This window comes from Streptomyces sp. NPDC046925 (assembly GCF_040644915.1).
Classification (GTDB): Bacteria; Actinomycetota; Actinomycetes; order Streptomycetales; family Streptomycetaceae; genus Streptomyces.
The window spans coordinates 526,678-548,536 of record NZ_JBEYWZ010000004.1 but is presented as its reverse complement, the minus strand read 5'-3'; the positions used below and the strand labels follow the sequence as shown (position 1 = coordinate 548,536).

19 protein-coding genes are annotated in these 21,859 nt (G+C 68.7%); 6 read left to right on the top strand and 13 right to left on the bottom strand.

From position 1 onward, the window contains the following. Window positions 1-257: 257 nt before the first annotated feature. A complete protein-coding gene (locus ABZ906_RS20960; protein ID WP_361384573.1) occupies window positions 258-3,617 on the top strand; it encodes a S8 family serine peptidase in 3,360 nt (1,119 codons plus the stop codon). A 148-nt stretch (window positions 3,618-3,765) separates the two neighbouring features. Here ABZ906_RS20960 and ABZ906_RS20955 read toward each other — a convergent pair whose 3' ends face one another. The 6 genes from ABZ906_RS20955 to ABZ906_RS20930 form a co-directional block, all read right to left on the bottom strand. After that, entirely contained in the window at window positions 3,766-4,314 is a 549-nt protein-coding gene (locus tag ABZ906_RS20955; RefSeq protein ID WP_361384570.1) for a GNAT family protein, read from the bottom strand. A 190-nt stretch (window positions 4,315-4,504) separates the two neighbouring features. Then, window positions 4,505-6,193 carry a methyltransferase gene (locus ABZ906_RS20950; RefSeq protein WP_361384567.1) on the bottom strand — a complete coding sequence of 563 codons (1,689 nt, stop codon included), beginning with the start codon at window positions 6,191-6,193 and terminating at the stop codon, window positions 4,505-4,507. A 105-nt stretch (window positions 6,194-6,298) separates the two neighbouring features. Then, on the bottom strand, window positions 6,299-7,462 hold the full coding sequence (locus tag ABZ906_RS20945; protein ID WP_361384564.1) for a 4-hydroxybenzoate 3-monooxygenase: 1,164 nt from the start codon (window positions 7,460-7,462) through the stop codon (window positions 6,299-6,301). A gap of 244 nt (window positions 7,463-7,706) precedes the next feature. Beyond that, entirely contained in the window at window positions 7,707-8,792 is a 1,086-nt protein-coding gene (locus tag ABZ906_RS20940) for a HAMP domain-containing sensor histidine kinase (protein WP_361384562.1), read from the bottom strand. After that, window positions 8,785-9,480 (bottom strand): response regulator transcription factor, encoded by a 696-nt coding sequence (locus tag ABZ906_RS20935; RefSeq protein WP_361384559.1) that lies wholly within the window; start codon window positions 9,478-9,480, stop codon window positions 8,785-8,787. Before ABZ906_RS20935 ends, ABZ906_RS20940 begins: the two co-directional genes overlap by 8 nt. Window positions 9,481-9,600: 120 nt before the next feature. Further along, window positions 9,601-10,551 carry an RNA-binding protein gene (locus ABZ906_RS20930; protein ID WP_361384556.1) on the bottom strand — a complete coding sequence of 317 codons (951 nt, stop codon included), beginning with the start codon at window positions 10,549-10,551 and terminating at the stop codon, window positions 9,601-9,603. 415 nt (window positions 10,552-10,966) lie between these two features. Between ABZ906_RS20930 and ABZ906_RS20925 the strand changes: the two genes are divergently transcribed. After that, on the top strand, window positions 10,967-11,326 hold the full coding sequence (locus ABZ906_RS20925; RefSeq protein ID WP_361384553.1) for a hypothetical protein: 360 nt from the start codon (window positions 10,967-10,969) through the stop codon (window positions 11,324-11,326). A gap of 180 nt (window positions 11,327-11,506) precedes the next feature. Here ABZ906_RS20925 and ABZ906_RS20920 read toward each other — a convergent pair whose 3' ends face one another. The 3 genes from ABZ906_RS20920 to ABZ906_RS20910 form a co-directional block, all read right to left on the bottom strand. Further along, window positions 11,507-12,091: a YrhB domain-containing protein gene (locus ABZ906_RS20920; protein WP_361384550.1), complete on the bottom strand. Its 585-nt coding sequence runs from the start codon at window positions 12,089-12,091 to the stop codon at window positions 11,507-11,509. Window positions 12,092-12,212: 121 nt separating this feature from the next. Then, window positions 12,213-12,821, bottom strand: a complete 609-nt coding sequence (locus ABZ906_RS20915; protein WP_361384547.1) for an SUKH-4 family immunity protein — start codon at window positions 12,819-12,821, stop codon at window positions 12,213-12,215. 153 nt (window positions 12,822-12,974) lie between these two features. After that, window positions 12,975-13,502: a DapH/DapD/GlmU-related protein gene (locus tag ABZ906_RS20910; protein ID WP_361384543.1), complete on the bottom strand. Its 528-nt coding sequence runs from the start codon at window positions 13,500-13,502 to the stop codon at window positions 12,975-12,977. Between the two features lie 113 nt (window positions 13,503-13,615). On the opposite strand from ABZ906_RS20910, the gene ABZ906_RS20905 reads away from it, so the two are divergent. The 3 genes from ABZ906_RS20905 to ABZ906_RS20895 all read left to right on the top strand — a co-directional run bounded on the left by ABZ906_RS20905 (window position 13,616) and on the right by ABZ906_RS20895 (window position 16,676). Then, entirely contained in the window at window positions 13,616-14,545 is a 930-nt protein-coding gene (locus tag ABZ906_RS20905) for a LysR family transcriptional regulator (protein ID WP_361384540.1), read from the top strand. 260 nt (window positions 14,546-14,805) lie between these two features. Further along, window positions 14,806-15,999, top strand: coding sequence for an abortive phage infection protein (locus ABZ906_RS20900; RefSeq protein WP_361384537.1), 1,194 nt, complete (start codon window positions 14,806-14,808; stop codon window positions 15,997-15,999). A gap of 359 nt (window positions 16,000-16,358) precedes the next feature. Beyond that, on the top strand, window positions 16,359-16,676 hold the full coding sequence (locus tag ABZ906_RS20895; protein WP_361384535.1) for a hypothetical protein: 318 nt from the start codon (window positions 16,359-16,361) through the stop codon (window positions 16,674-16,676). Between the two features lie 97 nt (window positions 16,677-16,773). On the opposite strand, the gene ABZ906_RS20890 is transcribed toward ABZ906_RS20895, so the two are convergent. Beyond that, entirely contained in the window at window positions 16,774-16,944 is a 171-nt protein-coding gene (locus ABZ906_RS20890; protein WP_361384532.1) for a hypothetical protein, read from the bottom strand. A 283-nt stretch (window positions 16,945-17,227) separates the two neighbouring features. On the opposite strand from ABZ906_RS20890, the gene ABZ906_RS20885 reads away from it, so the two are divergent. Further along, window positions 17,228-18,439: a hypothetical protein gene (locus tag ABZ906_RS20885; protein ID WP_361191920.1), complete on the top strand. Its 1,212-nt coding sequence runs from the start codon at window positions 17,228-17,230 to the stop codon at window positions 18,437-18,439. A 180-nt stretch (window positions 18,440-18,619) separates the two neighbouring features. Here ABZ906_RS20885 and ABZ906_RS20880 read toward each other — a convergent pair whose 3' ends face one another. The 3 genes from ABZ906_RS20880 to ABZ906_RS20870 form a co-directional block, all read right to left on the bottom strand. Continuing rightward, window positions 18,620-19,261, bottom strand: coding sequence for a hypothetical protein (locus ABZ906_RS20880; RefSeq protein WP_361384529.1), 642 nt, complete (start codon window positions 19,259-19,261; stop codon window positions 18,620-18,622). A 50-nt stretch (window positions 19,262-19,311) separates the two neighbouring features. Then, window positions 19,312-20,430 (bottom strand): AI-2E family transporter, encoded by a 1,119-nt coding sequence (locus tag ABZ906_RS20875; protein ID WP_361191923.1) that lies wholly within the window; start codon window positions 20,428-20,430, stop codon window positions 19,312-19,314. A gap of 259 nt (window positions 20,431-20,689) precedes the next feature. Further along, entirely contained in the window at window positions 20,690-21,526 is an 837-nt protein-coding gene (locus ABZ906_RS20870; RefSeq protein WP_361384526.1) for a lysozyme, read from the bottom strand. Window positions 21,527-21,859: the final 333 nt, after the last annotated feature.

The window sequence follows — 21,859 nt, the reverse complement described above, 5'->3', positions numbered from 1 at the left end:
CTGCCGAACCGGCGGGAGGTTGCACCGACACGGACACCCATGTCATGCGCCGGGGGCGTTCAGATCTTCGGTCTTCAGCTCGCGGCTTCCTGCGCGTGGGTTTCCTGGCTTAGGAGGATTTGACCCTATCTGGCACGACGTTGACCCCCATTCCAAAAAATCTCAGGAACATCTTCCCGATCGCCAGAACCAGACACCTCAAAGATCACGTGTTACGGGCGACCACATCAAGCACGCTCAAGAGACAGGCAAATCGGGTGGCAGTCATATCGAGGGTGGGGGCGGCGGCGATGGCCGCCGCGGTGTCCGGCGCGCTGGTCGCGGGGGTGGCCGCGGCCGACTCCGGGCCAGGGCCAGTGCCGGGACCGGACCACAGCGCGGGCACACATACCGCTGGGAAAAACGAGAGCGGTCGAAGAGCCGAGGGCGGCAAGACACAGACCGTCACGTTGGTGACCGGCGACCGGGTGGTCGTCCGGTCAGGGGGCAAGCAGGTCGTCCGGCTGATGCGCGGGGAGGGCCGCGAGCAGATCGCGATCGCGGTGCGGCGCGAGGCCGGGCAGACGTACGTCGTGCCGCAGGACGCCCAGTCACTGATCAACGCGGGCAAGCTGGACCGACGGCTCTTCGACGTCACACGGCTCGTCAGGGACAAGTACGACGACGCCCACCGCACTTCGCTGCCGCTGATCGTCAAGTACCGGCCGGGACGCGCCAACAGCCGCCCGGACGACACCTTCCGCGGCATGGCCCGCGACCGCCATGAGCTGCCCGCCATCGGCGGCGAGGCGTTCGACGCGCCCAAGTCCGGCGCGGGGGACGTCTGGTCGCAGCTGACGGGCGGGACGGACGGCCGTACGAACGCGCGTACAACCGCCGCCCCGGCCATCGCGCACGTCTGGCTGGACGCCAAGGTCCGCCCCGCTCTGGACAAGAGCGTGCCGCAGATCGGCGCCCCCACCATGTGGAAGGCCGGATACACCGGCAAGGGCGTCAAGGTCGCCGTCCTGGACACCGGAGTCGACCAGACCCACCCGGACCTCAAGGGCGTGGAGGTCACCGAGAAGAACTTCACGGAGTCCGCTCCCGACGCCAAGGACCGCATGGGCCATGGCACGCACGTCGCCTCGACCCTGGCGGGTTCCGGGGCCAAGTCGGGCGGCAAGTACAAGGGCGTGGCGCCCGACGTGCAGCTCCTGGACGGCAAGGTCATCTCCGAGGTGGAGGGCACGGGCACCGAGTCCGGCATCGCCGCCGGCATGCAGTGGGCGGTCGACAGCAACGCGAAGATCGTCAACCTGAGTCTGGGCAGCCTCGACTCGCCGGGAACCGATCCGCTGGAGGAAGCCGTCGCGCGGCTCTCCGGCAAGGCCCTTTTCGTCATCGCGGCGGGCAACGACGGCCCCGAGCCCGGCACGTTGAACTCGCCCGGCAGCGCTCCCACCGCCCTGACCGTCGGCTCCGTCGACAAGCAGGACAACATCGCGGAGACCTCCAGCCGAGGCCCGCAGGCCGACGGGATCGCCAAGCCCGACCTGACCGCGCCCGGTGACGACATCACGGCCGCGCGCTCCACGCAGATTCCCGACGACTCCGACAGCGAGCCCTACGTCGCCATGTCGGGTACCTCGATGGCGACGCCGCACGTGGCCGGTTCCGCCGCCCTGCTCCTGCAGCAGCATCCGAAGTGGACCGGCCCGCAGCTCAAGGCCGCGCTGACCGGCTCCGCCAAGCCCAATCCCACGCTCAACGCCCATCAGCAGGGGGCGGGCCGCGTCGACCTGACGCGCGCCGTCACCGCGTCCGTCGTCCCCGAGCCCGGCACGCTCGCCTTCGGCACGCAGGCCTGGCCGCACAGCGACGACAAGCCGGTCACCAAGACGGTCACCTACCGCAACCTCGGCACCAAGCCGGTCACCCTCGCACTCTCCGCCGACGCCCTGGACCCCAAGGGCCGCCCGGGCCCGGCAGGCATGTTCACCGTCAAGGACGCCAAACTCACCGTCCCGGCAGGCGGCACCGCGAAGACCACCGTCACCGCCGACACCAGGATCGGCACCGCCGACGGCGTCTACGGCGGAACGCTGCTGGCCGCCGGCGACGGCCAGGAAGTGCGCACCGGCCTCGTCGTGGACCGTGAGGTCGAGTCCTACGACCTCACGCTGAAGCATCTCGACGTCAACGGCGGCAATTCGCTCAACTACGTCACCACGCTCACCGACAGCACCCAGCGGAAGATCGAGATCCCCTACCAGGAGGGGCCGGTCACCGTGCGGGTACCGAAGGGCACCTACGCGCTGGAGAGCTCCGTCTACGGCCCGACCAAAAGCTTCGCGGTCTTCGTCCAGCCGAAGCTGAAGGTCGCCGCGAAGGCGACGGTCACGCTGGATTCCCGCAAGGCCAAGCCGGTGGCCGTCACCACCCCGGACGCCGGAGCGCGTCTCACGGCGGCGCACATCAGCTACGACGACACGGCCCGTGGCATCGCGAGCAGCTGGAGCCTCGGCGAGGGCACCGTCATCCGCACCCTGGGCCTGGGCCCCGATTCGACCACGCTGAAAGCCCAGTACAACGGCATCTGGAAGGCCTCGGGCACGGCGGCGAAGAAGGTCGACTACCGGCTGGGGTTCAGCCGTAGCGGCAGCTGGTTCTCGGGCCTGAAGCACGCCGCGACCAAGGCCGAGCTGGCCGAGGTGACCTACGGCGTCGGCTCCTCCGCCGCCCGGCGCAAGGGCACACTGTCCGCCACGCCGATCGGCACGAACGACTACAACCCGCCCCTGCAGCCGGAGACGAAGCTGACGCTCCCGGCCTCCGGTACGAGCTACGTCAACACCAAGGACCTGCGCTGGAGTTGGTCCATGGCGCAGCTCGACGACGCGGGCTCTTCCACCATCGATTACGGCACCGACACGGTCGCGTACAAGGCGGGCAAGCGCTACACGCTCAACTTCAACACCGGCGTCGTGGGCCCCGACCTCAACGCCGACGACGGGCAGGGCGCGCGTCGCGCGGGCAACGCCATGGACGCCTACGTCCAGCTGTTCAGCGACGGCGCGGGGCACGCGGGCAGCTCCGTGACGTCCGGTGGCTTTACCCGGCTGGAGTCCGGCGGCCGCACCCTCGCCGAGGGCGAACCCGGCGCGGTGAACGCCGAACTCCCGGCCGCTTCCGCCTCCTACCGCCTGGTCATGGAGGCCAAGCGCCCGGCCGCGGTCGCCACGACCAGCACCAAGGTGGCCGCGACCTGGACGTTCAAGTCGGCGAAGACGCCCGACGACCCGCCCACCGAGCTGCCCCTGTCCACCGTCCGCCTCGCGCCGAAACTGGCACTGAACGGTACGGCCCCAGCAGGCGGCACGCTCACGGTGCCGCTGAAGGTAGCCGGCGCGGCAGCCGGCACCGGCAAGATCGCCACCCTGACCGTCAAGGTGTCCTACGACGGCGGCACCACATGGAAGTCGGCCCCCGTCACGACCGACGCCAAGGGGGCGCGCACGGCGAGCGTAAAGCACCCGGCGACGGCCAAGGCCGTGTCCTACCGCGTGTATCTGAAGGACACGACCGGCAACACCGTGACCGAGACGATCACGAACGCCTACCGGCTCGCTCCGTGACGCGGCTCGCTCCGTGACGCGACGTCCTGGACCCTGACGGTCCCAGCGGCCACATCATGAGGCCGGGCCACGGAACTTCCCCGTGGCCCGGCCTCTTTCGCAGATCCGCAGAGCCGCAGATCGGCAGATTCACCGAGAGGCGCGGGCCCTACGGCCGCCACTCCCGCCTGAGCAACCCGAACACCCACGTGTCGGATACCTCGCCGTTCACGATGCACTCTTCCCGCAGTGTCCCTTCGCGTACGAATCCGACCTTCTCCAGGACGCGGGCGGATGCCACATTGCGCGTATCGGTCTCGGCCTGGACTCGATTCAGGTCCAGCGTGTCGAATGCCCACCGCAGCAAGGCGTGCGCGGCCTCCGTCGCGTAGCCCTGGCCCCACGTCGCGTCGTCGAGGCAGTAGCCCAATGACGCGCTGCGGAAGTCCGGGTCCCATCGGGTCAGGGCGCACCAGCCGACGAAGGCGCCGTCAGAAGCACGGTCGATGGCCACCCGTGCCCCGGTGCCTTCGTCCGCAAGCTTCCGGCACCTCGCGATGAATTGTTCGGCGCGGGCCTGTTCGGTCCACGGCGGGGAGTCCCAGAAGCGCATCACCTGCGTGCTGCTGTGCAGCGGGTAGAGCGCGTTCGCGTCGGCGTCGGCGAAGGGCCGCAGTCGCAGGCGAGCGGTGTGCAGCGTGGGGGTGGGCAAAGTCATGCACGCCATCTTGTCGCCGCAGCCGCCCCGCCCGCCAAGGCTTTTCCCCCGGCCCGGGCCACGGATCCGGACAGGCGCCCGGATCCGCGGCTCTATTGCCCTCCTGCTGCCTTCGATTAGCTCGGCGGGCCAGGTTGAGGCCGATGTCTGTCCCCTGGCCACCTTCATGGCCACCAGGCCGGGCAGATGATCAGGTGGGTGACGGTCCGGTCCTGCGGACGTGGAGCACGCTGCCGTCCAGGGGCAGCGGTGCCACGTCGACCAGAGTGAGGCCCGCGTCGGCGAACAGCCGGGCGTAGTGGTCGGCCCGCCTTTCCCGGCCCCCGACGTTGCACATCATGTGCAGGTCCCAGGCCGTGGCCAACGAGGCCGAGCCGTCGGCGGGCAGGACACGTTCGACGACGAGCAGATCGGCGGTGGCGGGCATGGCGCGGGCGCAGTGGCGCAGGATCTCGATACAGCGCTCGTCGTCCCAGTCGTGCAGGACGCGGGACAGTACGTACACCTCGCCGCCCGCGGGCACGTCGGCGAAGTCGCCCGCCCGGAAGGTGCACCGCTGCGTGTGTCCGGCGGCGTCGAGGAGGCGGCGGGCCGCTTCGACCGTGTGCGGGCGTTCCAGCAAAAGGCCCTGCAGGCGGGGATGAGCGGAAAGGATTCGGCAGAGCAGTTCGCCGTTGCCGCCCGCGATGTCGACCACGGTGGCCCCGTCGGCCGCCGCGGCCAGGACCGGGTGGGCGGGCAGCGGGTCGAACATCCGTGAGCCGGCGGCCATGGACTGGTCGAAGAGTTCCGCGAGCCGTGGATCACGGGCGAAGTGGTCGAAGTGGTTGGCGTGGAAGCGCTGTTCGAAGGCGACCTGCCCGGTGCGCACGGTGTGGTCGAGCCCGGCGAAGGACTCGTAGAACACTCCCCCGTACATCAGCGCCAGAGCCCGCATCGACCCTTCGCTGTCCCTGCGCAGCAGTTCGCCGGTTTGCGTCAGCCGGTAGCCGTCACCGTTCTCGCTGACCACGCCGAGCATCGTGAGGTAGCGCAGCAGGGTGGCCAGGTTCGGCTCGCACGCATCGACGTCCCGCGCGAGCTCGGCGAGGGTCACGCTCCGCTGCGCGTCCATCGCGTCGGCCACCTCCAACCGTGCGAACGCGGCCAGGGCCTGCGTCGTCCACGCCCCGGTCAGCAGACGCAGCAGGCTCTCGGCGGGCTGACGCCTGCGGTGTTCGTCGAGGTGGGCGGCAAGGAGGTCACGGTGATCGCCGGGGGCATACAGCTCCACGCGCCGGTAGCCTGCCTTGGCCTCCGGGGGCGCGGTGAAGTAGAACACCGTGCCGTTCTCGTGCGGGTTGTAGCCGCCGCCGTCGGGCGTGGCGCCGTACCGTCCCAAGGCCGCGCACAGGCCGCGCAGCACCAACGGGTCCGCTGCCCTGACCTCGAAGGCGACATGCGCCTCGTGCTGCTGGTCCCGCTCGTGCGTGGCGAGCGTGTCGAGGGACGACCCCGGCGGCACGGCCAGCGTGAACACCTCGACCATGCGCCGCGTGCCGTCCGGGCAGTCCACCGCGGGGCGCAGGATTTCGACGGTGAGGTCCTCCGCACGCCGCTGGTGCCGTACGGCCAGACGTTCGCGCACGATGACGCTCGGCTGGGGCGGCGCCTCCACGACGAGACCACAGTCGGTGATCATGGTGTGCAGTGCCGCCTCGTCCGGCGGGAAGACGAGGAGCGCAGCGTGCGAGAAGTCGCAGCGTTCCACCAGCGCCCGCAGTTCCGGGCCGTCGAGCCCCGGCAGCAGGAGCGGAAGCAGTGTGGCGGTGTCCTGCTCCTTGACGAAGTCGACCGCCGCGCGCAGGCGAGACGTATCGCACGACAATGTCGTGATCATTGCGGGGGGTTCCTCATTCCGGGTTCAACGCATGCGCACGGACGTGCGCACGCGGACATACGCGCACGGATGTACGCGGGTGAAGGGGTTCGGGGCAGCGAGGGGCTAGACGCCCACGTAGTGCTCCGCGAACCAGTCCTGCTGGCTGCGCGAGGTGCGCAACGAGGCAAGGCGCGAGCGCCGCAGGGAGTTGTGGAACAGCGATTCGCCGTCCGTACCGGACGGGCCGTGCAGCAGGCCGATCATCCAGTGCGAGAACTCCTGTGCGCGCCAGATGTGTGTCAGGCATCGCGCCGAGTAGGCGTCGAGGCCGGCACTGTCCCCGGACGTGAGGGCGTCGGTCAGGGCACGGGCCAGGAGCGCCGCTTCGAGCACCGCGAGGTTGGCGCCCTTCGCCGCGGACGGACTGATCAGCCCGGCGGCGTCACCCGCGAGGAACAGTGCGCCGTGCCGCAGCGGTTCCAGTACGTCGGACTCCAGGTCGACGACTGATCGCTGCAGGATGGGTCCGCGGTGCAGCGGGCCGTACTCGCGTGCCCGCATGCGCAGTTCCAGTTCGTCCCAGATCCGCTCCCGGGACCAGGCCTCGGCCGGGGTGCCGCGCTCGCACTGCAGGTAGTAGCGGGTGACCTCGCTGGTGCGGGCCATGTGTCCGGCGAAGCCGCGCTCGTGCACCGCGTACCCGACGGCGTCCAGGCTGGGCGGCGCCTGGGCGAGCAGCCCCAGCCAGGTCACACCGTGATCGCGGTGGTGGCGGACCGTTCCGGCGGGCAGGGAGCGCCGGGCCGCGCCGTGGCGCCCGTCGCAGCCGGCCACGTACCGGGCGCGCCACAGACCGGGTTGCCCGTCCACCTCGCGTACGGCTACCGCAGGCTGGTCGGTGTCAGCATCGCGTACGGCCACGGCCTCAGTGGCGAATCGGATCTGTCCGCCGCGCGCCAGGAAGCGCGTCAACAGGTCGGACACCAGGTCCTGTTGAGGGTAGACGGTATGGCGCTCTCGCTGGCCGAGCCCGCTGTAGTCCAGCCGGAAGCGGCCGTCCGCGGTGCGGAACTCGCAGGTGCCGTGCGTCTGTCCGCGCCGGTGCAGGCCGTCGGAAAGACCATGCTCGTCGAGGATCCGCACGGTGTTGGCGGCCAGGAACCCCGCGCGTGACCGCGTCTCGACATGGGCGCGCTCGGCCCGCTCCAGGACGACGCAGTCGATCCCGTGGTCCATGAGGATGTTGCCGAGCACAAGCCCGGCCGGACCGGCCCCCAGAACAATCACACCGGTCGCATGGTCAGCCGGACGCGTCCGACTCTTACCGTCTGTCACGAGGCCAGATACTAAGGAGGTCAAACGCACTATTCGCGCCTGGATCACCCAGATGCCTGTATTGACTGGAAAAGCAGTCACGCTGGGGCATCCACCGGCGCGCGGACCTCCGCGCGCGCCCACCCGTGTCATGGCCATCCATTGGCGCGGCCGTGCCGGAAGGAGGGGCGGGCGGTCCGGGTTGGTGGCTCGGGGCTCACTCCCCGGATGACGCGGGCAGTTCCACGGTGATGCGCAGCCCGCCGGCGGGGCGCGGGGTAAGCGTGAGGATTCCTTCGTGTGCCTCGGTGATGGTCTTGACGATGGCCAGGCCAAGACCGACGCCTGCCTGGTCGGTGTGGATGCGCTCGGTGCCGCGCTGGAAGGGTTCGGTCAGGGTCGCGACCAGCTGGGGGGTGAGCTGCTCGCCGGTGTTCTCGACGGTGAGCACCACGCTCTTGGGGCGTACGCCGGTGTGGACCCAGACGGTGCCCTGTCCCGGCAGGTTGTGGACGATCGCGTTTTGTACGAGGTTCATGGTGAGCTGCAGCAAAAGCGCGGGCGAACCGGTCGTGGGGGCGATGTCGCCGCTGGTCTCGAGGGTGACACCGTGCTGTCCTGCGAGCGAGTGGAGCGTTTCGGTTGCCTCCTCCGCGAGAAGGGACAGGTCGACGTGCTCCCGGGCGAAGGACCGCTGGTTGGCGCGGCTGAGCAGGAGCAGGGCCTCGGTGAGGTCGATGGCCCGGGTGTTGACGGTATGGAGGCGGTCGACGAGTTCGCCGGTGTCGTGGTGTGGATCGGCGCGGGCGACATCGATGAGCGCCTTCGAGATCGCCAGCGGGGTACGCAGCTCGTGCGAGGCGTTGGCCGCGAACCTCTGCTGCTCCGCGATGTGCGCTTCGAGCCGCGCGAGCATCATGTCGAAGGCGTCGGCAAGTTCGCGGAACTCGTCCTTGCGCCCCGGCAGATGGATGCGGTGGGACAGTGAGCCGGCCGCGGCCGCCCGGGTGGCATGGGTGATGCGGTCCATGGGCGCGAGCATGCGCCCGGCCAGGAGCCATCCTCCCAGCAGGCCGAAGACCAGGAGGAACACCATGACCGCGGCTGCCGTCGGCGCGAAACCGCGCACGAGGTCGGTGCCCGGACTCTGTCTCCACGCCCCCGCTTCGTTGGTCTGCAACCATCCCCGGCGCAGCAGGAAATACCCCGCGGCACCCAGCAGCAGGAGCCCGGCAAGCATGAGGAATCCGGCGTAGCTGAGGGTGAGCTTGAGGCGGACGCTCAGGCCCGAACTCCTATTCACGCTCACCGCTCCCGGGCCCGGCGTCGGGGGCGGTGTCGATGCGGTAGCCGACGCCCGGCACGGTGGCGATGATCCAGGGTTCGCCGAGGCGTTTGCGCAGGGCGGAGACCGTGATGCGTACGGCATTGGTGAACGGGTCGGCGTTCTCGTCCCACGCGCGCTCCAGGAGCTCTTCGGCGCTGACGACACCGCCTTCTGCGGCGACGAGGACTTCAAGGACCGCGAACTGTTTGCGGGTGAGCGCGATGTAGCGGTCATCGCGGTAGACCTCGCGGCGGAACGGATCGAGGCGCAGCCCGGCGATCTGCCGCACCGGAGGCCGGTTGTGGGCGCGCCGGCGATCCAGGGCCCTGAGCCTGAGCACGAGCTCCCGCAGGTCGAAAGGCTTGGTGAGGTAGTCGTCGGCGCCGAGCCCGAACCCGGAGGCTTTGTCGTCGAGCCGGTCGGCCGCGGTGAGCATGAGGATCGGCATGCCGCTGCCCGAGGCGACGATGCGTTTGGCAACCTCGTCGCCGGAAGGGTCGGGGATGTCGCGGTCGAGGACGGCGATGTCGTAGGTGTTGATGCTCAGCAGTTCCAGCGCGGTGGCGCCGTCACCGGCGATGTCGGCCGCGATCGCTTCCAGCCGCAGGCCATCGCGGATGGCTTCTGCCATATAGGTCTCGTCCTCGACGATCAAGACACGCATGCGCTCCAGGCTACGAGTCAGCACGTATCGTCGGCGTATCGAAAACGGCATACGTGCCGGACCTGCACAGCCAGACGGCAGCGTCGAGCCGACGCCGCAGACAGGACACGGAAAAGCAGGTCACCACCTGGCGCGCAGCACGCCGTCACTGTCGGGGAGAGCAGCGTGGAACAGGGGGTGGCGTTCGTCGAGGGCCAGGGACAGGGAGCAGGCCGCCCTCGCGCCCGCCACCGAAGTGGCGAGCTGTTGATGGTGGGTCTCGTCGACGGTCACGTGGCTGATCGTTCCGTTCGGCGCTTCCCAGACGAAGTCCACGGTTTCGTCCTCCGGCAGCGCGGCAAGGACCGCGTCGACGTCAGGGTTGAGGTCGGGCCAGACGCTCAGGAGCGCGCGCGGGCCAAGCACGGCGCGGACGGTATCGAGGTTGTGCTCGGTGAGACGGTGCCAGCGGGTGGCGTTGTAGAGGTAGCTCTCCTCCAGGAGGAGCATCTGCGGTACGGCCAGTTCCGCGCGTACTCGTTCCCAGAACTCCTCGTCCGCGGCCTGCGTCACCTCTGGTTCCTCGAGGTCCGCGGCGTAGGGCGACATCGTGATCGGTTCCGCGAACAGGCCGAGCTCGCGGGTCCGGGCGACGGCTGCCGCACAGGGCTGGTCACTGCCGACGTACACATACTGATCCCACCCGACGTGCACGGTGAACCTGTCCTGCTGCTCCAGCCGGCACCAGGCGCCCTGGTCACGGAGCATGGCCCGGACCAGCTCCAGCGCGACCGGCACTGAGACCTCGGCACCGTCGTAGTAGCCGGCGAGGTCAGCTGGAAACAGCCCGGCGAGGCCGTGTCCGTCAACGGGCGCCTCCAGGCCGAAGGTGACGAAGCCGGTGACCGCGGGTTCACGGATCTCCAGCCGGTCGATGCCCGACTCCTGCGCGAAGGCGGCGATCGCCTCCAAGTAGGCCGCTTCGACCGGCCCATGGTCGCTCACCGTGACCTCAGCGCCGTGGTAGTGCCCACGTTCGTCGCGATCGGCGGGGTCGTACTTGGTTATCCGGTGGGCGAAGGGCGGCGGCACGATGCTCCCTGGACTGCTGGAATGGGATGCCAGCGTAGTTCGTGACCACGGCCTGCCGGGTTCCTGCCGAGACCTCCGCGGTCCGTACCGCCGGGGTTTACCCGCTGATGCGCTGGGTGGAGCGGGAGGTCATACGACCGCGGGATGCGAACCGGGTGTCGCTGTCAGTAGTTTTCCGTCTTGACCGCACCAACGCGCGGCAGGGGGACTCCTTGACTGAGGTTACGTCTTGGCAGCGCGTGCTCTGTGACGCAGCCACCGCAAGGGTTCTGCCGCACGACCGTCCGGACCGCTGGGTTCGGCGCCGTGGGCCCGTTTGAAGGACCGGCACGGCACCGCCCCGCAAGGGTCCGTACCTCGACGCGGCTGCCCGCGTCGTCTCACCGTCACTTCGCTAGCAGAAACAGGGGGAATTATGCTTACTGCCCGACGAGTTGCCGTCGGCACCGCCGGTCTGATCTTGGTGGGTGCTGCCGGAGCGATTCCGGCGAACGCAAGCGCATCAACTTCAACCGCCGCACCGGCCTCCACGGTAGCGGCCGCGGACATCGGCGCCCGCGCGGGCGGCACCGCGCCCGCGTGTATCGAGCGCACCGCCGTCAACATCCCCGACGGCGGCACCAAGGTCTACATTCGCAACCTGTGCGGCAAGACGATGCGGGTGAGGGTCATCGTCAAGCACTGGCCCGACAGCGGCTGCAAGACGATGGCCAACCGCACCGGCTGGCTCTACCGCTCCCTGGGCGGCCAGTACGACCGCACCGTGGTCTGCTGAGGCTGGAGCCACTTCGCGGGCCCCGTCGCGCGTCGAACACCGTAAGGGGCCACGCAATCTGCGGTACGACGGCCTGCGTAGCCTCCTTGGGGTTGCGCAGGCCAGTTCGGCCAAGAGGACACGCGGCGCTCATTTCCGCAGGTCGGGGAGGGCGCCGCGCCATGCCCACTGACTCTCGGCTCACCCGTCGAGTTCCTGACCGGCTCGAAGCGCCGCACCCTCCCTGATGGTCGTCACCGCGAATACCGGGTCGAGAGGCTCCACGAGTACCCCGGCAGCGACAGCCACCAGGCGCGCGGGTACATCACCGTCCAGCAGCGCGCTCACGTACTCGATGGCCTCCGCAGGCGAGAGCACAGGCAGCCTCCGGCGCAGTGTCCGCACAGCCGTCATTCGTCCTCGCACAGCGGCGACTTCGTGCAGCTCATCGTGCAGATCGTCCACCGCGGTGCGTACCGGCAGCCCCCGGATACGGGCTCGGTAGTCGTCCTCCCACGCCCCCTGCACCGCGGAGACGACGCCGATCTGATGCAGTCCCCCGTCGACGCGGTCAACCAGGTACGGCCCGCAGCCGATCAGCAGGAACGCCGGATTCCCGGTGCGCTCGAACTCCCGGGACGTCCAGTCGACGATCCACACCAGCTCGTGCTCCTCGACGTCCCCCACAACCATGCGCAGGGCCTGCGCATCCACCGCCCGCCACTCTTGGTAGTCGCGCTCCAGCTGTTCCTCGACAACAAGCACTGCGGCTTCTCGCTCGATCACGCCTGCAGCATCCCGCACGGGCCCGGCGGCCATCCACTCAATTCCCGCACGCCGCAAGGCAGCTGGCCCGTGTGGGGCGCCGTGACGGGCAGGGCCCGGCGGCAACACTTCTTGCTGCTTCTCACCACATGCCTGATGCGAACTCGTCCAGCATGACGCTCCACTCGGACTCCTCGCAGTCCAGAGGCAGCGCGTCGAAACCGTTCACGGTGTCCCTGAAGCGGGCGGCCACCTCAGCACCATCCTCGCCCCTCTCCCCCGCGTCCTGCAGCCGACGCAGTTCGGTGAGGCAGAACGCGAACGATTCGACATCGCGGTGCAGCACGATGCTGTCGTCATCCCCCTCGATGTAGCCGTGGACCGCTCCGGTGACGGGGTCCAGGACGACCAGGGTGGTGCGCAGATAGCCCAGCGTGTACCAGTGCCGGCGCTCCGCGGGATACTCCAGTCCGTCCAGGTCGAAGAGAGGACCCAGTTCGACGGGGTCAACGTCGTCCTCCTCCACGCCGACATCGGCACGGGCCGCGAACAGCCGGTTGCCGGGAAGGCCCACACTGCTCAGGAAGTTGGCCGTCGCGGTATCGAAGAGGCTTCGGGGCGGCTGCGGGTAGTAGACGACTCCGGCCAGCCCGTGCACACTCACGAGCTGGTCCGCAGTCAGGGTGCGGTACGCCAGGGGCTCCGGTCCGCTTCCCGTGTGCCCTCCCGAGCCGGTTGCACGAAACCCCACCGCCACGCCTCCACGTCTCTCCCGTCGCCCCGGACATCACCCGCAGCAGCCCTCCATGATGTCCCACCCCCCTGGGCGATGGGGCACCGCGGCCCTCCGCCATGATCAGACCGCAGGGGTGCTGCGTACCCGGGCCGGCAGCCCGGCCGGGGCTCAGTCGATCTTCTTGATCACCCGGGCGGGTACTCCCCCGACCACGGTGCCGGCCGGAACATCACGAGTGACCACCGCACCGGCAGCGACCACCGCACCGGCACCGATGGTCACCCCCTGCGTGATCACGGCAGCCGTCCCGATCCAGACGTCGTCCTCGATGACGATCGGGGCGAAGGAGAGATACTCACGGCGCTCGGCCAGGGGCAGTGGATGGCCTCCGGTGATGAGGCTGACCTTGGGGGCGATCATGACGCCGTTCCCGATACGGATGCCTCCCTTGTCCATGAAGGTGCATCCCTGGTTGACGAAGACGTTCTCCCCGAACGTCGTGTTCAGCCCGTGCTCGGTGAAAAACGGCGGGTAGATCGTCACCGATTCCGGCAACCGATCTCCGAACACAACCGAGAGTAGTTCCGCGCGTCCTTCAGTGTCACTGAACGGCAGCACGTTGAGTCGAGACGTCGCGTCGGTCACCTCCTCGATCCGCTCCGCGTGACGCGCGAAATCAGGGGTCTGGACGTACATAACCTGCTCTGTGCGGGTAGACATGCGCTGATCTCATCACCGTGCAGAACACCGATCAAACAACCCTGCACCGCACCAGACACAACCAAAGGTTGTGGAAGTAGAGTCGAAGCGTGGATGTAGAAGCGCTGCGGACGTTCGTGGCCGTCGCCGAGACCGGCCAGTTCCAGGCTGCGGCCGACGAGCTGGGGATCAGCCAGCAGGCGGTCTCCAAGCGGATCGCGGCGTTGGAAAGGCACATCGAGGTCGCGCTCCTGGTGCGGACCTCCCGGGGCTCCCGGCTGAGCCTGGACGGGCAGGTCTTCCTGCCCCACGCCAAGAAGATCCTGGCGGCCGTCGAACAGGCCGAGTTGGCCGTGCGCCCCGGAAGCCGTCCCTTGCGCGTCGATGTCCTCAATCGGCGCATCTCCCCGGCCCAGGCCGTCTACCAGTTCTACCGCTCGCACCCCGGTACGGATCTGGACGCAGTCACGCTGAGCAAGGAGAACGCCGCCCAGGCCGCCCAGGCGGTGCTCGAAGGGACCATCGACGCGTCCTTCCGGGCCCTGTCGCCGGACCAGGTCCCGGCCGGGATCAGCGCCGAACGGCTCCTGGACGCACCCCTGCAGCTCCTGGTCGGCCCCGGCCACCCGCTGGCCGACGCGCCCCGGGTCAGGCCTGCGGACCTGGCCGGCCACCGCATCTGGATCCCCGGGATCACGCCGGGTGCGGAGTGGGCGGCGTTCTACCAAGCGCTGTCCGAGGCCTTCGGCTTGAGCATCGACGCGCTCGGCCCCAACTTCGGTGACGAGGCCCTGATGGACGCGCTGGCCGACTCGGCCGCGCTGGCCACCCTCGTCGGCAGCGGGGACCGATACCTGTGGCCCCAGAGCCACGACCTGCGGCGCATCCCCTTGCACGACCCCACCCCGGTCTACCCGCACATGCTGCTGTTCCGCAGCGGAGACCAGCACCCTGTCCTGACCGCACTGCGCGACCACCTGCGCACCACAGGCCCGCGAACCCCGCACGACGTGTGGACACCGGACTGGGTAGATCGCTGACCAGACGACCGAGTTGACCGGCACGCCCTGTGTCGCCGAAGCACAGCCCCAACGCCACCCACGTCAAGGCAGTCGAGGCAGACGACGCCGTCACGGCCAGCCTCTCCAGCGCGCTGGCCCAGCCGGACCGGGGCCACCTGTCGGCCCAAGAAGTGGCCGGACCGTAGTCACCGGGCACATCCAGATGTAGACCAGTGGCTATGCGGTCCTCGCCCATTGGCCGAGGCGCACCCGCGGCCCCGCTCCCTAGCGTCGAGGACATGGGAAAAACTGCCGCACGACGACAGAGCCGCACACCGGTGCAGAACACGACCAGCCGCAGACAACTGCTGACCGCCGCTTCGGCGCTCGGGGCCGCCGCAGTCCTGGGCACCGCCGGCCACAGCACGGCAGCCGCCGCATCAAAACCCCAGACAGACGCCGGTCGTTGCGGCGTGCGCCACCGCGGGGTGTGCTACACCGTCCTGGCGGGCGAGACCCCGGCGACCGCCTTCCGCCCGGCCCGGATGCGCGCCGACATCCACGCCATCAAGCACGACCTCAACGCCAACTCCATCAAGGTCACCGGGGACGGCGTCGAGCGGCTCACGGCCACCGCGCAGGAGGCAGCCGAACACGGGCTCCAAGTACGCGCCGAACCCACCCTCGGCGACCGCCCGCAGCACGAGATCCTCGACCATCTCGCCGAAGTCGGCCGGCACGCAGAACAGCTGCGCCGCCATGGCGCCCAGGTCGAACTCAGCGTCGGCTGCGAGTTCTGGCTGTTCGTCCCCGGGATCATTCCGGGCGCCAACGCCGTGGAACGGATCGAGAACCTCACCAACGGCACCATCGATCACCCCGAGCGGGTGCAGGAGCGACTCGACCGTTTCACCGCGCGGGCGGCGAAGGTCGGCCGCGCGGTCTTCGACGGCCCGCTGAGCTACGCCGCCGCCCAGGACGACGAGGTCGACTGGGACCTGTTCGACATCGTCGGCATCGATTACTACTCCCACCATCCCCGCCGCCAGGACTACATCCGCGAGCTGCGCCGCTACCAGCGTTTCGGAAAGCCCCTGGCCATCGCCGAGTTCGGCACCTGCGCCTACAAGGGCGCCCCGGACGCCGGAGGCATGGCCTGGCAGGTCATCGACCACACCAAACAACCCCCGGAATTCACCAAGCCGCTGGTGCGCAGCGAGGCGACCCAAGCACGCTATGTCAGCGAGCTGTTCGACGTCTTCGACGCCATGGGCCTGTACGCGGCGCACGCCTTCGAGTTAGTCACCCCCGATTCCCCGCACTGGCCCGCAGACCCACGGCACGATCTCGACATGGCCAGCTACGCCATCGTCAAAACCATCCGGGACGCCCCGCAAGACCCCGACTCCGACTGGCACTGGGAACCCAAGCAGGCATTCCACGCCCTCGCCCAGCGCTACGCCCGCCGGCCGTACGGCGCTGCGCGCACATAGCGCCGAGCGACGGCCACCGCAGCACGTCGTGGGTTCCGCCCGCGCGCATTTGCCCCTTGTTGCCGTCTGTTGCTCTGGCCCACTCCCCCGGCGACTGCCGATGATCGTGTACCGCCCCACCCCGCCGTGAGACTCCCTGCCCCGCCCGCCTATCGTGGCCGCGTTCAGCCGGTTGGGGGGCGGGGATGCGGATGAGTACGTCATCGAGACGGTGGGCGGCTCTGGCTGCCGTGGCGGCCTGGGCCTGCACGGGCTGCGCCAGCCCCGGGGGTGAGGCAGCCCGCGTGCATCAGTCGGCTCTTGCCGGCGCATGGAGCAACCCGGCCGGCGCCCGCCTCGACTTGACGGACGGCCACGTCATGAGCGGGGAAAAGCTCCACAAAGCCCTGCTGGGAGGTACTGAGTGCCCCGCTACGGCTGCCGGGCACTGGAGCTTCTTCAGCACGCCCGACGCCAAGGGCACCTCGTTCGCCGACGACGACATCACCCGGGGCGACACCGTCGCACTGGACATTGACGCACACGATCCCTGCCTCCTGTTGGCCCTGATCCGGCGTGACGAGCAAGGACTCAACCTGTGCCTGACCGAGGACCTCGACTCCGACTGCTCCGCGGCTGAGCTCCTGCGTCCCCGACCGGCGACCCCCGCCCACCAGGTGGGCACGCCCACCCACTGACCCCGCCACCCCTGTCCGCCGCCCTCGGCCCGACGCGACTCTCCCACCCGTCCCGGCGACCGGGCCTCACCCCCGACGCCGTGACGCGAGCAGGGAGCTACTCCGTGACCGTCTGCTTCCCAGAGCAGCCGATCTTGTGGCCGTTGTCGTAGCCACACGCACGGAACTCGACCTTCTGGCCCTTCTTCACGTCACCGATGTCCAGCGTCTTGGTCGCGCCGCTGTAGGCGTGCTTCTTGTAGGTCTGGCCCTTCCAGTACACCCGCAACTGGAAGGATGTGAAGTTCGGATGCGAGTCCCTGACCCGGAAGTTGTCCCGGTCGTCGCTGCCCTTGTAGTCGTCCCAACAGCCCCTCGATGCGCCGCGAAATCCGGGCGACGTGGCTGCGGATGCTGTGAGAGTGCCGTTCGAACCGCCCGCGATCGGGACGCGAGTCCTCGCGGGGCGGTATTCCCGGATCGGACAGCGAGCCGCACAATGGGCAGATGGATGCGGTGACGCGGATGGCCCTGATCGGCTTCGCCGGCACGGCAGTTGCCGGGTGGACATCATGACTGGCAGCGACCCTGATTCGGATGGTGAGCGACCCTCTTACCGGGGGTTCGTTCTGCTGGACAACACCACAGTGTTCGGGGCGCGGAAAGCCTTCGAGTGGGACCCGGCACGCCCCCGCGAATTACCCTCGGGCGTCAACCTGCGGTCACTGATGGACGTGCTCGAAGCGATCGTCCTTTTCAACGACTTCGCCATCGACAATTCCAGCCGCGAGTACTACGCCTGGCCGTACCTTAATACGGTGTCAGCCGCCGGAGGCTCCTTCTTCCACGACACCGCAGTCATGGTCGACTCATATGTACTGCCCACCGCCATCACCGAGATCAGCACCGCGCAGCTTGCGCATCTACTCGACTCCGGACAACTCGTCGAGCAGTTGGGATTCATGCCATCGTCCCGCGAGCTTGACGTTCTGCCGCCCTTCTATCACGACACGGACGAATTCATGCGTCTGGTCCGTGACGGCCTCCACCGCCGGACACCGGAAGGCGCCGCCGCCGGTGAACGGCTGCGTGCGCTGGCCCAGTCGCTGGAACGTCAGCACCCCTCCGTCCGTAATTTCGCGTACTTCGCCTTCCGGGGCTTCTACTACCAGCAAATCGCGCACCTGATGAGCGCCTCCTATATGCCGCACTCCTGGCGCTCAGGCCTGATCCAAGCGCAAATCGACCGGCCGGCCGTGAAGTTCGGCGACCTCGTCCTGGATGAGACCGCATCCATCCGCGCGGCCCTCAGTGAGCGGATCAACAACGAGTTCGGTGCTGGTGCCCTCTCTGCGGAGTTCCCGCTCATCGCGTCGTATGTGATCAGCCAGTGCACCACGCGCCGTTCGCTCCTCACCACCGCCGTGGAGATACGGCGTACGGCGAAGGCGACCGCCTTCCGCAACTGGATCTACGACATCGAGGAGAAGCTCCGCAATCAGAGCGATCTCGTCGCCATCCGAACCGCGCAGGAGGAACTGCACACCGTCGTCCGCGAGCTCGAAGAGGAACTCGGCCTCACTCGCCGAGAGCGACAGGAGATGATCGTCAAGCTCGGCATCCCGCTGGCCTCGGCGGAGACGACCACCCATGTCCCCAGCGTCAAGCCATGGCTCTCCCGGCTCTTCCGCCGGCGCACCCACCTGGTCTTCCTGCGCCAACTGGCCCGTGAGTCCACCCGACTGACCCCGTTCGCCCTGGCCTTCCGACAACTGGCGCCATAAGCGTACGACTGCCTGTTGCGCGACGGGCACGCTGATGCGTGGGAGGGAGTGCTGCTAGGTGACATTGACACGGTGGTCGCCGCACGCGAGTGTGGTACGGGCCGCGCTGCGCGGCATACGCACCATGCGGCTTACGCGGGGAGCCGACGACAGTTGAGTGAGCGCAACAGCAGCCGCCGGCTACAGATTCGCCGTCCAGGGATGCCCCGGGTGTACACGCTCAAGTAGCTCGGCCAGGGTCTCGCGCTGCGCCGGGGACAGGTGCGGGACGGTCGCGTCGAAGTCTGTTTGGTCTTTTCGGCGGACGTGCTTGGCCTTGAACAGCAGGACCAGTTCGGGCACCAGATACGGGATGCCGTCCTTGGTGTGGTGGATGATGTCGCCGTAGGGAAGCCGGATCCTCTCGTCGCGCCGGCAGATCCAGGTGTCGCCGTCGTGCGGTTCGCGGAACACGTCGAGCAGGTAGTTGCCGGTGGCCGGATCGCGGAGCCAGGTCTGGTGCACGGCGGCCAGCACCTCCGGTGTGGCGTCCTCCCAGATCCGGCCGCTGCCTGCCGCGTCGAAGACGTATCCGGGGAAGCGGTGGCGGACCTGGGGAAAGCTCGCGGCCGGAATCGCGATCTCGATGTCCCCGTGAGCGCGCGTCTGCCTGCCGCGGAACAGGTCCAGCGCCCAGCCCGCGGCCACGTACCAGGGCGTGCCGATCCCGGCCAACTGCTGCGCCACCTCACTGGGGGTCCAGCAGGAAGACCATCTGGCGTTGAGGGCTTCGATCTCGCCGGGTGACAGTTCGATGCCGCCGCTGGGCAGTTGCTCGCTCACCGCAGGAACCTATCAGCGGTCTCGAAGGAGCCCCGGTCCACGATCGAGTACTAGGAGGAAGCTGTGGCACCCGGCGGTGTGCCGTCAGTGTCTTCCTGTTCCGGTGGCAGGTCGCTGAGTTGCTCGCGCAGGTAGTTCCAGATCACCGCGATCAGGGCCGCTACGGGCACCGCGAGCAGGCTGCCCACGACGCCGGCCAGGTTCGCGCCCAGGGTGACCGCCAGCAGGACCACCGCCGCGTGCAGGCCAAGTCCGCGGCTCTGGATGATCGGCTGGAACACGTTGCCCTCGAGTTGCTGGACCACCAGGATGATGGCCAGCACGATCAGTGCGTCTGTCAGACCGTTGGACACCAACGCGATGAGCACCGCTACCAGGCCGGCGAACACGGCGCCCACGATCGGTACGAACGCCGATACGAAGGTCAGCACCGCCAGCGGGAGCACGAGGGGCACCCCCACGATCCACAGACCCAGGCCGATGAAGATCGCGTCGAGCAGGCCGACGAAGGCCTGGGAACGTACGAAGGCTCCCAGGGTGTCCCAACTGCGCGCGGCGACGGTCGTCACGTCGGTGGAGAGCCGGCCGGGGAGCTGACGGGCGAGCCAGGGCAGGAACCGCGGGCCGTCCTTGAGGAAGAAGAACATCAGGAAGAGCGCCAGAACGGCGGTGACCAATCCGTTCAACACGGTGCTCACGCCTGTGAACAGCGTGGTCACCATGCTGCCGACGCTGTCCTTGATCCGTGCGGTCGCCGAGTCGATTCCGCCCGCGATCTCGGCGTCGTCGATGTTGAAGGGCGGCCCGGCGGCCCACTGGCGCAATTTCTCGATGCCCTCGGTCACGCCGTCGGTCAGTTCGCCGGACTCCGACGCCACCGGCACGGCGATCAGTGCCACGACGCCCGCGGCGACCAGGAGGAACAGCACGGTCACCACCGAGGCCGCCAGGGCGGGCGGCCAGCCGCGCCGGCGCAGGAAGCGAGCCGGAGGCCAGGTCAGCGTGGTGAGCAAGAGGCCCACCACGAGCGGCCACAGGACTGACCACATCTGACCCAGAACCCACAGGGCTGCCGCAGCAGCCACCAGAACCAGCAGCCCCTCGAGGGAGACCCGTGCCGATCTGCGGAGCGCGGCGGCGGTTTTTTCGGAACTCAGCGTCGCAGGCATGGGAGACACCCTATTGATACCTCTGTTGCCCGCGGGCACCGCCGTGGGCCGGGAGCAGTCTGAGAGGGGACTGCGGTGACGAGGTGCCTGCCGAGGAGGATGCGGACGCTGCGGTGGTTCGCCCGGCCCTCAGGGCGCGCGACGCCGGGTTCCCGGTATGGCGGAACCGGCTGCCCGACGACCTCGGCGGACAACTCCGTCTGACTGAACCCCGGTTCAGAAGGCTCGCCACCACCGCACCCGCCCGCGAGGGCATCGGTCAGCCGCGCGCCAGGGCTCTCAGGCGGTTCAGGCTTCCGTTGAACCGGTCGTGGTCGCCGACCGTCGCTCCCTTTGACGTGTACTGCCACACGGTCTGGTAGTTCCAGCCCCCGGGCAGCGCTCCGACGGACGAACCGTAGTGCGGCACCCACAGCGGATGGGTCTTGCTGAACCCGGAGTAGTTCCCGGTGCAGGTCTTCCACCAGCCGGTAGAGGTGTACAGGACGGCGTCCCGGCCGGTTTTCGCCTTGTAGGTCTTGAAGAAGTCGCTGACCCACTTGACCATGCTCCGCTTGCTCAGCCCGTAGCAGGTGGCTCCGTAAGGGTTGTACTCCATGTCCAGGGCGCCGGGCAGTGTCTTCCCGTCCTTGGACCAGCCGCCGCCGTGCGCGAGGAAGTAGCGGGCCTGGGTGGCACCGCTGGAGGTGTTGGGGGTGGCGAAGTGGTAGGCGCCCCGGATCATGCCGGCCTTGTAGGACCCGTTGTACTGCTGGGCGAAGTAGGGGTTCTTGTAACTCTTGGACTCCGTCGCCTTGACGTAGGCGAACCGTACTCCGGACTTCCGCAGGGTGGACCATGCGACGTTGCGCTGGTGGCTGCTGACGTCCACGCCCTCGGTGCCCCGGGCCGCGCTGAGTGCAACGCCGCTCCTGGCCGATCCCTCGTGTCTGAGAATCTGGGAACCGGCGAAGTCATCGTCGGGGTGTGAAGGCTCGGGTGCTCCAGGATCGGCATGTGCCGTACCGGACAGCACCAGAGCAAATGCGCAGATACTCCCGCCCAGAGCGGTGAGGACAGTGGACATCCGGCGGGATGTACAGGCGTGTACAGACATGAGACTCCTCCTGAAGGGGGCAAGTTCAGCCTGCGTGGACGCAGGGGCAATACGCCGACAGGCGCGCGGGGGGCGCGGCGCGTGTCACCTGATCCGATGAAATGCGCACTTACCTGAGCACGTAGCCACTCATGACCCACACCGCGGCTGCCTCGGCATCGACGATGCAAGCCCACTCATCGGCCACGTGGTCACACCGATCGCCGCAGGCTGGCGGCAACCGGGAACCCGGGGCCCGGGCCTGCGCACGGCCGGGAATCACCCGTTGGCTCCGTCCGGAGGGCCCAGCGGCCAGGTCGGCGGGCCAACGTCCGGTCAGGCGGGCAGGCTCGT

Coding starts and splice junctions, on each gene's coding strand:
- ABZ906_RS20955 (WP_361384570.1), bottom strand. CDS start 4,314: ATGACTTTGCCCACCCCCACGCTGCACACCGCTCGCCTGCGACTGCGG.
- ABZ906_RS20950 (WP_361384567.1), bottom strand. CDS start 6,193: ATGATCACGACATTGTCGTGCGATACGTCTCGCCTGCGCGCGGCGGTC.
- ABZ906_RS20935 (WP_361384559.1), bottom strand. CDS start 9,480: ATGCGTGTCTTGATCGTCGAGGACGAGACCTATATGGCAGAAGCCATC.
- ABZ906_RS20925 (WP_361384553.1), top strand. CDS start 10,967: ATGCTTACTGCCCGACGAGTTGCCGTCGGCACCGCCGGTCTGATCTTG.
- ABZ906_RS20910 (WP_361384543.1), bottom strand. CDS start 13,502: ATGTACGTCCAGACCCCTGATTTCGCGCGTCACGCGGAGCGGATCGAG.
- ABZ906_RS20900 (WP_361384537.1), top strand. CDS start 14,806: ATGGGAAAAACTGCCGCACGACGACAGAGCCGCACACCGGTGCAGAAC.
- ABZ906_RS20895 (WP_361384535.1), top strand. CDS start 16,359: ATGAGCGGGGAAAAGCTCCACAAAGCCCTGCTGGGAGGTACTGAGTGC.
- ABZ906_RS20885 (WP_361191920.1), top strand. CDS start 17,228: ATGACTGGCAGCGACCCTGATTCGGATGGTGAGCGACCCTCTTACCGG.
- ABZ906_RS20875 (WP_361191923.1), bottom strand. CDS start 20,430: ATGCCTGCGACGCTGAGTTCCGAAAAAACCGCCGCCGCGCTCCGCAGA.
- ABZ906_RS20870 (WP_361384526.1), bottom strand. CDS start 21,526: ATGTCTGTACACGCCTGTACATCCCGCCGGATGTCCACTGTCCTCACC.